General features: G+C 65.0%; 9 protein-coding genes. All 9 read left to right on the top strand.

Annotated features, from left to right (window positions below; genetic code table 11):
- The first annotated feature begins 28 nt into the window (after nt 1-28).
- The 9 genes from ACQBAU_RS05790 to ACQBAU_RS05750 all read left to right on the top strand — a co-directional run bounded on the left by ACQBAU_RS05790 (nt 29) and on the right by ACQBAU_RS05750 (nt 12,940).
- Nucleotides 29-775 carry a TetR/AcrR family transcriptional regulator gene (locus ACQBAU_RS05790; protein ID WP_465254838.1) on the top strand — a complete coding sequence of 249 codons (747 nt, stop codon included), beginning with the start codon at nt 29-31 and terminating at the stop codon, nt 773-775.
- A 91-nt stretch (nt 776-866) separates the two neighbouring features.
- On the top strand, nt 867-2,288 hold the full coding sequence (gene glnA, locus ACQBAU_RS05785) for a type I glutamate--ammonia ligase (protein ID WP_465254839.1): 1,422 nt from the start codon (nt 867-869) through the stop codon (nt 2,286-2,288).
- A 117-nt stretch (nt 2,289-2,405) separates the two neighbouring features.
- Complete coding sequence (locus ACQBAU_RS05780; RefSeq protein ID WP_465254840.1) at nt 2,406-2,633, top strand: HigA family addiction module antitoxin; 228 nt, start codon at nt 2,406-2,408, stop codon at nt 2,631-2,633.
- 4 nt (nt 2,634-2,637) lie between these two features.
- The gene (locus ACQBAU_RS05775) at nt 2,638-4,110 is read left to right on the top strand and encodes a type I restriction-modification system subunit M (protein ID WP_465254841.1); all 1,473 of its coding nucleotides are present in this window, start codon (nt 2,638-2,640) and stop codon (nt 4,108-4,110) included.
- The gene (locus ACQBAU_RS05770; protein ID WP_465254842.1) at nt 4,107-5,192 is read left to right on the top strand and encodes a restriction endonuclease subunit S; all 1,086 of its coding nucleotides are present in this window, start codon (nt 4,107-4,109) and stop codon (nt 5,190-5,192) included. The genes ACQBAU_RS05775 and ACQBAU_RS05770 overlap by 4 nt, the downstream gene beginning before the upstream one ends.
- A gap of 46 nt (nt 5,193-5,238) precedes the next feature.
- On the top strand, nt 5,239-5,682 hold the full coding sequence (locus tag ACQBAU_RS05765; RefSeq protein WP_465254843.1) for a helix-turn-helix domain-containing protein: 444 nt from the start codon (nt 5,239-5,241) through the stop codon (nt 5,680-5,682).
- On the top strand, nt 5,679-6,050 hold the full coding sequence (locus tag ACQBAU_RS05760; protein ID WP_465254844.1) for a HepT-like ribonuclease domain-containing protein: 372 nt from the start codon (nt 5,679-5,681) through the stop codon (nt 6,048-6,050). The genes ACQBAU_RS05765 and ACQBAU_RS05760 overlap by 4 nt, the downstream gene beginning before the upstream one ends.
- A gap of 110 nt (nt 6,051-6,160) precedes the next feature.
- Entirely contained in the window at nt 6,161-9,427 is a 3,267-nt protein-coding gene (locus tag ACQBAU_RS05755; protein ID WP_465259466.1) for a DEAD/DEAH box helicase family protein, read from the top strand.
- Nucleotides 9,428-9,430: 3 nt separating this feature from the next.
- Nucleotides 9,431-12,940 carry a DUF4020 domain-containing protein gene (locus ACQBAU_RS05750; RefSeq protein ID WP_465254846.1) on the top strand — a complete coding sequence of 1,170 codons (3,510 nt, stop codon included), beginning with the start codon at nt 9,431-9,433 and terminating at the stop codon, nt 12,938-12,940.
- The last annotated feature ends 5 nt before the right edge of the window (nt 12,941-12,945 follow it).

The following is a 12,945-nucleotide window of genomic DNA, read 5'->3' as shown; positions in this document are numbered from 1 at the left end:
GACGTCAAGTCCCGGAAGGGGGAAAGTGATGCCCGAGCGAACACCGACACCCCGCCAGCGGGCCCGCGCGGCGATGACGGCCGACGTGATCGCCGAGGCCCGGCGCCAACTGGGCGTCGTCGGCGCCGCCGGCCTGTCCGTCCGGTCGGTCACCCGCGAGCTCGGCATCGCGCCGTCGGCGGTCTACCGCTACTTCGCGAGCCGGGACCACCTGCTCACCGCGGTGATCATCGACTCGTACGACCGGCTCGGCGACGCCGTGACCGGTGCCGACGCACGACTGCCGACCGAGGACGTCGGCGCGCGCTGGCTGACCAGCTACCGGACCACCCGTGCATGGAGCGTGGCCCATCCGCACGAGTACGGGCTGCTGTACGGCACCCCGCTGATCGGGTACGCCGCCCCGAGCGACACGATCGCACCGGCGACCCGCGTGGTGATCCAGATGGCCCGGGTGGTGATCGACGCGCAACGACTGGGACTGCGTGGCGAGGTCCGCGACGAGGTCGACCCACTGCCGACCGAAGGCTTGCGCGCCGATGCCGCCAGTACGCTCGCATCCCTGCCCCGGTTCGGGATCGACGACCCCGCCGGGGTCACCGAGGCCGACGTCGTACGGATCATCCGGGCCTGGACCGAGCTGTTCGGGACGATCTCGTTCGAGCTGTTCGGCCACTACGCCAACAGCGTCGAGCACCCCGGTGACCATCTCGACGTGCTGGCCCGGGCGGCCGCCGTACGGCTCGGCCTGCCCGACCCGCTGTTACATCCCTGAAACACGGACGTGATCGTGCCGCAACGGCGGCACAGTAATGTGCCTGTCACGGTGGAACCCACCGCCCAGCAACCGGCACGAAGGAATGCACATGTTCAGTACGGCCGAAGATCTCCTCGCGTACGTCAAGGACGAAGGCGTCGAGATGGTCGACGTCCGCTTCAGCGACCTGCCGGGGGTGATGCAGCACTTCACCGTTCCGGCCGGCGAGTTCGGCCCCGACGTCTTCACCGACGGGCTCGCGTTCGACGGCTCGTCGGTCCGCGGCTTCCAGGCGATCCACGAGTCCGACATGGCGTTGCTGCCGGACCCGACGACGGCCTACCTGGACCCGTTCCGCAAGGCGAAGACGCTGTGCGTCAACTTCTTCGTGCACGACCCGCTGACGCTGGAGCCGTACAGCCGCGACCCACGCAACATCGCCCGCAAGGCCGAGGCCTACCTGGCCACCACCGGCATCGGTGACACCGCCTACTTCGCCCCGGAGGCGGAGTTCTACGTGTTCGACGACGTCCGCTTCGAGACCAAGGCGAACACCTCCTACTACGCGATCGACTCGGTCGCCGGCGCCTGGAACACCGGCCGCGTCGAGGACGGCGGCAACCGCGGCTACAAGGTCCGCTACAAGGGTGGCTACTTCCCGGTCGCGCCGACCGACCACTTCGGCGACCTGCGCGACGACATCGTCCGCCACATGACCGACGCCGGGCTGATCGTCGAGCGCGCCCACCACGAGGTCGGCACCGCCGGCCAGGCCGAGATCAACTGGCGCTTCGACTCGCTGCTGGCCAGCGCCGACAGCGTGATGAAGTTCAAGTACCTGGTGAAGAACACCGCCTGGGCCAACGGCAAGACCGCCACCTTCATGCCGAAGCCGATCTTCGGCGACAACGGGTCCGGGATGCACGTCCACTCCTCGATCTGGAACGAGGGCGACCCGCTGTTCTACGACGAGTCGGGTTACGCCGGGCTGTCGGACATGGCGCGCCACTACATCGGCGGCATCCTCAAGCACGCGCCGTCGCTGCTGGCGTTCACCAACCCGACGGTGAACTCGTACCACCGTCTGGTGCCCGGCTTCGAGGCCCCGGTCAACCTCGTCTACTCGCAGCGCAACCGGTCGGCCTGCATGCGGATCCCGATCACCGGGTCGAACCCGAAGGCCAAGCGCGTCGAGTTCCGCTGCCCCGACCCGTCGTCGAACCCGTACCTGGCGTTCGCCGCGATCCTGCTCGCCGGACTGGACGGGGTGCAGAACCGGATCGAGCCGCCCGAGCCGATCGACAAGGACCTGTACGAGCTGCCGCCTGATGAGCACGCCGCCGTGGAGCAGGTCCCGGCCTCGCTGGACGCGGTGCTCAACTCGCTCGAGGCTGACCATGAGTTCCTGCTGGCCGGGGACGTGTTCACCTCAGACCTGATCGACACGTGGATCAACCTGAAGCGTGCCGACATCGACGCGATCCGGCTCCGGCCGCACCCGCACGAGTTTGAGATGTACTACGACCTCTGAGAGACGTCGTAGCACCGAAGGGCCTCTGACCTGCAGCAATGCAGGTCAGAGGCCCTTTTGCGTGGAGTCTGCATCGTGTCGCTGAGTGTCCTATTCACCGAAGCGAGGACATCGATCATGGCTACAGCATCGAAGGCACACGACCCGAGCACTCCAGGCGAGAGCCTGCTGACCGAGTTCCTGGAGCCGCTGGGCATCACCCAGTACCGTCTCGCCCAAGCCACCGGTCTCCCCCAGACCCGAATCAGCGAGATCGTCCGCGGCAAGCGCGCCATCACCACCGACACCGCCCCCTGCTCTTCTCCAAGGCGCTCGGCGTCGACGACCACTTCTGGATCAACATAGAGTCATGCCTGTGATCACGGGTGAGCTGAAGAGCAAGATCGACCGCGTCTGGGACGCCTTCTGGTCCGGCGGGATCAGCAACCCGCTCGAAGTCATCGAGCAGATCACTTACCTGCTGTTCATCCGCCGCCTCGACGACGTCCAGACGCTCGCGGAGAATCGGTCTCGCGTGACCGGAGGCGGTGTCGAGAACCCCGTCTTTCTGCCCGGTCAGGCGCACCTGCGGTGGAGCCAGTTCAAGAACACCTCCCCGGCGGTGATGCACAAGACCATCGCTGACGAGGTGTTCCCGTTCCTCCGCGGGCTGGGCGACGGCACCACCTACAGCGAGCACATGAGGGATGCCCGCTTCACCATCCCGACGCCGGCACTGCTCTCCAAGGTCGTCGACATGCTCGACGACATCCCGATGGCGGACCGCGACACCAATGGCGACCTGTACGAGTACATGCTGTCCAAGGTCGCCTCGGCCGGCACCAACGGGCAGTTCCGCACGCCGCGCCACATCATCGACCTGATGGTGAAGATGACCGCACCGAAACCGGGTGACGAGATCTGCGATCCGGCCTGCGGCACGGGCGGCTTCCTCGTTGCGGCGAGCGAGTACGTCCGCGACACCCACGCCGAGGCTCTGCTGGATCGCGCGCAGCGCCAACACTTCCACGCCTCGATGTTCCACGGGTACGACTTCGACTCGACCATGCTCCGCATCGGCAGCATGAACATGCTGCTGCACGGCGTCGAGGCTCCCGACATCCGCTACCGCGACTCCCTCTCCGAGGGTGCGAGTGAGGACGCCGAGAAGTACACGCTGATTCTCGCCAATCCCCCGTTCGCCGGGTCACTCGACTACGAGTCCACGTCGAAGGACCTGCAGCGGGTGGTGAAGACGAAGAAGACCGAACTGCTCTTCCTCGCCCTGTTCCTGAAGCTGCTCAAGCCCGGCGGCCGCGCCGCGGTCATCGTCCCCGACGGCGTGCTGTTCGGGTCGTCCAAGGCGCACAAGGAGTTGCGCCGGATCCTGGTCGAGGATCAGAAGCTCGACGCTGTGGTCAAGCTGCCGTCCGGTGTCTTCCGGCCGTACGCCGGCGTCTCCACCGCCATCCTGTTCTTCACCAAGACCAACTCCGGCGGCACCGACGACGTCTGGTTCTACGACGTCCGCGCCGACGGTTTCTCGCTCGACGACAAGCGCAGCCCGGTCGAACCCAACGACCTCCCCGACGTTGCCGACCGCTGGTTGACACTGTCGACACCAGAATCGCCGGAACGGGATCGCGCTCGCACCGAGCAGTCGTTCCTCGTCCCGAAGGCCGACATCGTCGCCCAGGGCTACGACCTGTCCCTGAACCGCTACAAGGAGATCGAGTACGACGAGGTCGAGCACCGCCCGCCGCTGGAGATCATCGCGGACATTGAGACAATGGAAGACGAGATCGCCAAGGGTCTCGCCGAACTGAAGGCGATGCTGTCGTGACGACTATCAGCGACATCCTCGAACTGTCATACGGAAAGGCGCTCAAGGAATCCGACAGAGACGGCGGAGACGTGCCGGTGGTCGGTTCCGGTGGCGTCGTCGGAGGGCACTCCGCCGGCATCACCGACGCACCCACCATCGTCGTCGGGCGGAAGGGCAGTATCGGCAGCGTCACTTGGGTCGACGGTCCCGCCTGGCCTATTGACACGGCGTACTTCGTCAAACCCAAGCGTGAAGACCTCGACCGACGTTGGGCGTACTGGATGCTTAGATCGCTGCGCATGGAGACGATGAACAAGTCTGCCGCCGTACCAGGTCTGAATCGGGACGACGTCTACCGGCTCAATGTGACTCTCCCACCTCTCCCCGAGCAGCGCCGCATCGCCGCGATTCTCGACCACGCCGACGCCCTCCGCGCCAAGCGCCGCCAAATCCTCACCAACCTCGACTCCCTTACCCAGTCGATCTTCACCGACATGTTCGCGGAGGGCGACTACCCGTCAATCCGTGCCAGCACGCTGATGCCGCACATGCGCAATGGCCTTTCCCCCGCGACAGCCGGGTCACACGAAGCTCAAGTTCTTACGCTGTCCTCCGTCACGCGGGGCTCCTTCGAGCCGTCTGCCGTCAAGTCGGGTGTCTTTGCAATCGAGCCGCCGGCCGACAAACGGGTCACCGACCGCGACTTCCTGATGTGTCGGGGCAACGGCAACAAGGCCCTCGTCGGGGTGGGCACATACTCGAGAGAAAACCGATCAGACCTCGTGTTCCCGGACACCGTCATCGCAGGTGCGGTGGACACGACACTCGTGACCCTGTCCTTCCTCGAAGCCGCGTGGAAGCAGAAAGCAACACGATCGCAGATCGAGGCGGTCGCGCGAACTACCAACGGCACCTACAAGGTCAATCAGAAAACCCTCGGTAGGGTCATCCTCGCGGTGCCACCGCTCGATCTCCAAGAAGCGTTTGGCACTCGAACAGCACGTATCGGCGCCCAGCAGTCTGTGGTCCTGCGGGCGTCGCGATCGGACGACGAACTCTTCGCCTCCCTCCAGTCCCGCGCCTTCCGCGGTGAACTCTGACCGCTCCCCCATATCGTGATCGATAACACTTCGCTACCATGACCACATGGACGTCCGCGCGGAACGGCTGGCGGCTGGCATGAGCCAGTCGGAGTTGGCGCGCGCGGCGCGGGTCTCCCAGCCGAACCTGTCGGCGTACGAGAACGGCCGGCGCGCGCCCAGCCCTGATGTCCTCGACCGGATCGCCCAAGCACTGACCAGTCGACCTTCGACCCGCGTCGAGCACCATCGTGACGACATCCGCACGCTGGTCGATCAGTTCCACGCGTCCCAGCCGAGGCTGGTGGGATCGGTCGCCCGCGGCGACGACCGTCCCGGCTCCGACGTCGACGTCCTGGTCGACTTCACCGAGGAGGCGACCTTGCTCGACGAGGTCGGTCTGCGCCTGGCGCTGAGTGACCTCCTCCGCGTGGAGGTCGATGTGATCGCCGCAGACTCGCTGCGAGGCGAGGTTCGTGACCGACTCCTGAGCGAGGCGGTCGCGGTGTGAACGACAAGACCGACGACAGCCGTAAGGCCCGTGACGCCGCGGAGCGAGTGATCGCGGTGTGCGACGTGCTCGCCGAGCTCACCGGCATCGGGCAGGAGGCCTTCGTGCGCGACACCCGGAGTCAGTGGGCCGTGGAGATGGGCCTGATCCGCATCGGCGAGGGGATCAACCGGATCCCTGCCGCGGTGTTGGAGCAGTACGACGGGCAGCCCTGGCGGTTGATCGTCGGCATGCGCAACTTCGCCGCACACCAGTACGACGACCTCGACCCACGCCGCGTCTGGCGCACCGCCACCCAGGACGTGCCCGCTCTGCGCGGCTACCTCACCGACGTCGTCCTGCCAGGACTGCCGGGGCAGGACGGATGACCAACTTCGGCTTCGTTCGCCAGACGCTGCCGTCGATTCACGCCGACTGCGCCCGCGCTGAGTCTTACCTTGCTTCCGACCCGCGGTCGGCCTGCTTCTACAGCCGCCGGGTGGTCGAGGCACTTGTCGGCTACCTCTACGACGTCTTGTCCCTGCCGGTCCCGTACCGCGATGACTTGGCCGCGAAGATCAACGACCCGGCTTTCAAGGCCAGGGTGCCGCAGGGCATCACGCAGAAGCTGACCGCGATCCGTCGGATCGCCAACACCGCGGTCCACGACAACCGGCAGATCCGACCCGACGTGTCGCTCGCCGTGCTGCGCGAGCTGTTCAACGTCGTCGTGTGGACGGCGTACCACCACTCCCCGGCACCTGAGGCCGTACCGCTGCAGGCACAGTTCGATCCGAAGCTGGCCGCGAGAGCTGCACCGCTGTCGCGCCAGGAGGTCGCCCGGCTCGCCGCGAAGTTCAAGGAGCAGGACGAGGCCCACGCCCGCGAGCTCGCCGAGAAGGACGACCGGCTGGCCGCGCACGAGGCGGAGATCGCCGAGCTCAAGCAGCAGATCGCTGCTGCTCAGGCAGCGACGGCACCCGACACGCGCGACTACGACGAGGCGGGCGCGCGCGACCTGTTCATCGACGTCCTGCTCCACGAGGCAGGGTGGGCGCTGGACGAGGAGCGCGACCGCGAGTATCCCGTCACCGGCATGCCGGTGCCGACAGGCTCCACCACCGGTGGCGGCACCGGCTTCGTCGACTACGTGTTGTGGGGAGCCGACGGCCTTCCGCTCGCGGTGGTCGAGGCCAAGCGCACCACCAAGTCTCCGGAGGTGGGTCAGCAACAGGCCAAGTTGTACGCCGATTGCCTGGAGAAGCAGTTCGGCCGCCGTCCGGTGATCTTCTACACCAACGGCTACGAACACCGGATCTGGGACGACGCGGCCGGTTACCCGCCCCGGGAGATCCAGGGCTTCTACACCCGCGACGAGTTGGAGCTGCTCATCCAACGCCGCCAGACGAAGCTCCCGCTGCCAACGGCGCCGGTGAACACCGACATCGCCGGCCGTCCGTACCAGGTCCGAGCCATCAAGGCCGTGGGTGACGCGTTCGACCGCAAGCAGCGCGAGGCCCTCCTCGTCATGGCCACCGGGTCGGGCAAGACCCGCACCACCATCGCGCTCGTCGATCTGCTGCAGCAGGCGAACTGGGTCAAGCGTGTGCTCTTCCTCGCCGACCGCACCGCTCTGGTCAACCAAACCGCCAACGCGTTCAAGCAACACCTGCCCGGCTCGACCACGGTCAACCTCGTGACGGAGAAGGCGATCGAGGGGCGGGTGTACGTGTCGACGTACCCCACGATGATGAACCTCATCAACGAGATCGATTCGACAGGTCCCACTGGCGGGGTGCGCCGCTTCGGCCCCGGCTACTTCGACCTCATCGTGATCGACGAGGCGCATCGTTCCGTCTACGCCAAGTACGGGGCGATCTTCGACTACTTCGATTCCCTGCTGATCGGCCTCACCGCGACACCCAAGGACGAGGTCGACCACAACACCTACCGGCTGTTCCACCTCGAGGACGGCGTCCCCACCGACAACTACTCTCTCGACGAAGCGGTCGATGCCGGCTACCTCGTGCCACCGAAGGGCATCAGCGTCGGCACCCAGTTCCTGCGCTCGGGCATCAAGTACGACGACCTGACCGAGGAGGAGAAGGGCCAGTGGGACACCCTCGACTGGGGTGAGGACGGCCCGCCCGACGAGGTGGGCGTCGAGGAGATCAACCGGTTCCTGTTCAACGAGGACACCGTCGACAAGGTGCTGGAAACCCTGATGGTGCAGGGATACAAGGTGGCCGGTGGCGATCGACTCGGCAAGACGATCATCTTCGCCAAGAGCCAGAAGCATGCCGAGTTCATCGAGAAGCGCTTCAACCTCGCCTACCCCGAGCTCGCCGGTCGCTTCGCCCGCGTGATCACCCACGGCACGCCGTACGCCCAGTCGCTGATCGACGACTTCTCGATCAGCGACAAGGCGCCCCACATCGCGATCAGCGTCGACATGCTCGACACCGGCATCGACGTCCCCGAGGTCGTCAATCTCGTCTTCTTCAAGATGGTGCGGTCGAAGTCGAAGTTCTGGCAGATGATCGGCCGCGGCACCCGGCTGTGCCCCGACCTGTTCGGCCCCGGCCAGGACAAGCAGGACTTCCTGGTCTTCGACTTCTGCGGCAACCTCGAATACTTCAGCCAGGACCTCCCGGGACCCCAGGGACAGACCCAGAAGTCACTCTCCCAGCGGCTCTTCGAGGGGCGGCTCGGGCTTGTCACCGCGCTCGGCGACTCCGAACCCGTTCTGCGGTCGTCCACCGTGAAGACACTGCACGAGGTCGTCGCCGGAATGAACCTCGACAACTTTGTTGTCCGCCCGCACCGCCGGGCCGTGGAGAAGTACGCGTCTGCGGGTGCGTGGCACCAGATCGTGCCCGAAGACGCAGAGGCCTTGCTCACGCTCGGCGGGCTGCCGTCCTCGGTCCGTGACGACGACGAGGATGCCAAGCGGTTCGATCTGGTCATCCTGCGCCGCCAGCTTGCCCAACTCGACGGCGATGCCGTGCTGGCCGAGCGGCTGCGCGAGTCCGTCCAAGCCATCGCCGCCGCGCTGCTCGGCAAGACCACGATCCCGAGCGTCGCCGAGCAGGCTCAGCTGCTGGAGTCGGTGGCCGGCGACGAGTGGTGGATCGACGTCACCCTGCCGATGCTGGAGCTCGCTCGACTCCGGATCCGAGGCCTTGCGCGGTTCATCGAGAAGACCGCACGCAACCCGATCTACACCGACTTCGCGGACACCCTCGGCGAGGGCGTCGAGGTGGCGCTTCCCCGCGTGACGCCGGGTACCAACTTCGAGCGCTTCCGCGCCAAGGCCGAGGCCTACCTCCGCGAGCATCTCGACAACCTCGCCCTCCAGCGGTTGCGCCGCAACAAGCAACTCACCGCTGACGACCTCACCGAGCTGGAGCAGATGCTTGTCGCCTCCGGCGGTCAGCAGGGCGACATCACCTGGGCAAACGAGCAAGGCGGACTCGGCATCTTCGTACGCAGCCTCGTCGGATTGGATCGCTCCTCCGCGACCGAGGCGTTCGAGATCTACCTCGATGGCACGAAGTTCTCCGCCGATCAGGTTCGCTTCGTGAACCTCATCATCGACGAGCTGACCAAGAACGGCGTCATGGAGCCGGCACGTCTCTTCGAGTCGCCGTACACCGACCACGCACCCACCGGCCCCGACTACTTCTTCGCGGACGCCGACGTGGGGGTCATCGTCGACACGCTGCAGCACATCAAACGGACTGCCGTTCCGAGCGACGTGGCCTGACCTATGTGGATCGGCGACATCGATGTGCCGCAAGCCGTACTCGACGCTGCGGAGAGGGGCGATCTTGTCTTCTTCGTGGGAGCCGGCGCCTCCCGCGCCCATCCGGCAGGCCTGCCGGACTTCGCACAACTGGTGCACAATATCGGCGCACGCGTGGGGCGTGAACCGACGGATGATGAAGTCCGCCATCCTGATGTATTTCTGGGTCGGCTTCAAGACCACGGTAACGATGTGCATCAGCTGGTGTCGACGGCGATTGGTCAGCCTGGGTCGCAGCCGAACGCCCTTCATCAAGCGATCATGGGGCTTGCACTTGCGTATCCGAGCCCGCGGATAGTCACCACCAACTACGACCTGCATCTCACCTCGTCGGCAACTTCGATGTCGGTAGCCTTCGATGTCTACGAGGCTCCTGCCCTACCTGTCGGCGATGACTTCGAGGGTGTGGTTCACCTCCACGGATCGTTGTCTCAGGCCAGCCGCAGGCTCGTCGTGACGGACACCGACTTCGGTCACGCTTACCTCCGAGAGGCATGGGCAGCCAGGTTCCTCGAGAGGATGTTCTCGAAGTTTACGATCGTCTTCATCGGCTACAGCCACGGCGACGTCGTGATGCAGTACTTGGCGCGTTCCCTTGGGCCGGATCAAAGCCGATATGTACTCACTCACGATGAGAAGAACGCAGAGTGGCGCCGCCTGGGTCTCACGCCGATCTCGTATCCGAACGATTCAGGAGACCACTCCGCCTTGCCAGACTCCCTCGAGCGATGGCGAACCCTGGCGACGATGGGGCAAGTCGAGCATCGTGCACGGCTTGCGGAGCTCCTTTCCGCGGAACCGCCCACCATCCCAGAAGAAGTGTCGTATGTCGAGGCTGCACTCGCACACCCGGAGCGAGTGAGGTACTTCACAGAGAAGGCGAAATTCGATGACGCCGACCGCAGCCGGCGGTGGTTCGCTTGGCTAGAAGCCCGCCCTGCGTTCCTCACCCTGTTCTCTCAGGACGTCGCAAGCGAGCCGACGGCCCACACCCTCATGCGGTGGATCGCCGACCAGTACATCCACTCGGAAGAAGTCTCGGGCATGGCACTGCGCGCGTTCCGCGACAGACCTTGGCCGTCGGATACGTGGTACGCCATCGCGCAGTCGCTCTTCGCTCGCAAGGGCACGTTCCCGCTGTGGCTCAATCCATGGCTCCAGCTTGTCCTGCAGAACGCCCCGACCCACCGACATGACCTGCTCGACATGATGCTTTTTGACAAGGACTGGTCCACCAATTTCGATCTTGCCCTCATGGTGTTCGAGGATCGGACCCGCCCACGCCTGGAGCGAGCATTCGACTTCGGTGGACCCGCAAACCAACCACGGTTCGAGGTGGTCCTTTGCGGTGCTGAGTACTGGCTCACGGACAACTGGACGAAGATATTCGTACCGGTTCTCGACGAGCACTTCGCTCAGATTCTCAGCCTGACGACTCAGCAGATATCGAGTGTTTATCGAAGCCTTCGTGGCGTGAGTCCTGAAAGCACGTTCGATCCTGTCTCCTTCTCGCGGTCAGCCATTGAACGTCACGAGCAAGACAGGCATCGCCACTCCGTAGATGTCCTCATCGATGCGGCGCGTGACTCGATAGAGGCTGCCCTTTCCCATGCCAGTCCCCTCGGACGCTCCTATCTGGAGCTCTGGGGCTCGTCGCCCAACACGATCCTTCGACGCCTCGCTGTGCACGGCTGGCGCGTGCGCACCGACGTTGGGTCCGATGAGAAGCTGAACTGGGTTCTTGGCCAGAACCTTCTGTGGGACGTTCTGTTACGGCACGAGGTGTTCCAGCTGATCCGGGACGCACTCCCGACTTCAGGCGACGACGTGGCCCAGCGGCTTGTCGACGCCGCTGTCGCTGGTCCTTCTGGCGATGATGACGATGAGAACTCGGCGTACCGTAGCTACAACCTGCTCGACTGGCTCGCAGACTCCGCACCCGACCTTCAGATTGCCACGGCCGCCTTCGAGCAAGCGCAGGCGGAGCACCCCGAGTACGACCGAAGGAAACACCCCGATCTCAACTTTTATGGGTCATTCGGCGTTGTCGAAGATGCGCTTCCGTTCACCCCGACGGACCTCCACGAGCTGGTAGCCCAAGATCCAACTGTTGCGCTCACTCGACTCCGGGAGTTCCAGACGGAGAGACACGCCCTTACCGGACCAACTTGGACTGGCGCGCTTCGTTCCCTTCAAGCCTGTGTCACGACGTACCCCACGGATGGCTTGCGGCTGGCTCGAGTCCTGAAGACCGAGGACAGCGATTTCCGCGAGTCGCTCATCTATGGCTGGGACGGCGCAACTCTCAATGAGGAACTGATCGAGCAGGTGTTGGAGATCATCGCTGGCTGGGATCACGACGAGATTCGGGGGCCGGCATCCGCGATGTTGTCGAACGGGGGACGACCCGAGCACCCGACACCGTGGTATCAGATCGAACGCGCTCAGCAACTCGCGGCTGGCCTATGGCCATCGTCTGACGTCGACGGCGACATCATCAGCGGAGCTGACATCGTCATGGAAGCGATCAATCACCCGGCGGGTGACCTCGCTGAGTTCTGGACGAAGGTAGTTCAGTGGGAGTGGTCCGAGACCGAGTCCACTTGGGACGTCCTCCCACAGCGCGTTGCGGAACAGTTGGATCGGATGGCTTCGGCCACTGATCGCAACGGCCTGCTCGCTCGAACCTTCCTCACCTCACAGTTGCACTTCTTCTTCGGAGCAGACCGTGGCTGGTGTGAGGACCGACTTCTCCCCTTGTTTGACTGGACGAACCAGATCGAGGCCACGGCCGCATGGCAGGGCTTCCTTACATGGGGTCGATGGAACGACGGTTTGCTTCAAGCCGGACTGCTCGACGCCTATATGGTGACCACGGAGCATGTTGAGGAGTTGCCCGATGACCTCCGCGATCAGCTCGCGCGGCATCTTGCTTCAATCGCGATGTTCGCCCCGGCTGCACCTGACACCTGGTTGACACGCTTCCTCTGGGCGGCGCCAGAGGACCTCCGGATCGCCTGGGCGCAAGGAGTCAGCCGCGCTCTGGCGCAACTGGCACCTGACGACGCCCCCGAGCAGTGGGGCCGATGGATCCGCGCGTACTGGTCAGGCCGCAATCAGTCTGTGCCCCTGCCGTTCACACCCGCCGAGGCATCGGCGACAGCCGATTGGGTCGTCGGGCTGCCCGGCGTGCGGAACCAGGCGATCGATCTTGTGCTGGGCTCCGAGGCGGGACTCGACCAGCACGGCTGGTTCCTCCACCGCCTCGAGGACGTCGACGTTTCAGCCGAGGCAAGCGATTGGGCTCGACTATTGACCCATCTCCTCAAGAACACGACCGGCCAGCAATGGGGTATCGGCTATCAGCTTCGCGAGATCGTGCCTCGACTTCGCAAAGGCGATCCCCAGCCCGATCTCACAGGGCTGATTGACGAGGCGATGCGGCTCGGCGCAACGGATGCCGCCGACTGGTAGTCCGC

It is taken from the genome of Carbonicoccus niuqiaonis, assembly GCF_050157065.1.
In the GTDB taxonomy this organism is placed as follows: domain Bacteria; phylum Actinomycetota; class Actinomycetes; order Propionibacteriales; family Propionibacteriaceae; genus Avipropionibacterium.
The sequence above is the reverse complement of the archived record's forward strand: the minus strand, read 5'-3'. Positions and strand labels throughout refer to the sequence as shown.

Bases quoted from the DNA above. Each gene is read 5' to 3' on its own strand.
- ACQBAU_RS05765 (WP_465254843.1), top strand. From the start codon at position 5,239: ATGGACGTCCGCGCGGAACGGCTGGCGGCTGGCATGAGCCAGTCGGAG.
- ACQBAU_RS05775 (WP_465254841.1), top strand. From the start codon at position 2,638: ATGCCTGTGATCACGGGTGAGCTGAAGAGCAAGATCGACCGCGTCTGG.
- glnA (WP_465254839.1), top strand. From the start codon at position 867: ATGTTCAGTACGGCCGAAGATCTCCTCGCGTACGTCAAGGACGAAGGC.
- ACQBAU_RS05790 (WP_465254838.1), top strand. From the start codon at position 29: ATGCCCGAGCGAACACCGACACCCCGCCAGCGGGCCCGCGCGGCGATG.
- ACQBAU_RS05750 (WP_465254846.1), top strand. From the start codon at position 9,431: ATGTGGATCGGCGACATCGATGTGCCGCAAGCCGTACTCGACGCTGCG.
- ACQBAU_RS05780 (WP_465254840.1), top strand. From the start codon at position 2,406: ATGGCTACAGCATCGAAGGCACACGACCCGAGCACTCCAGGCGAGAGC.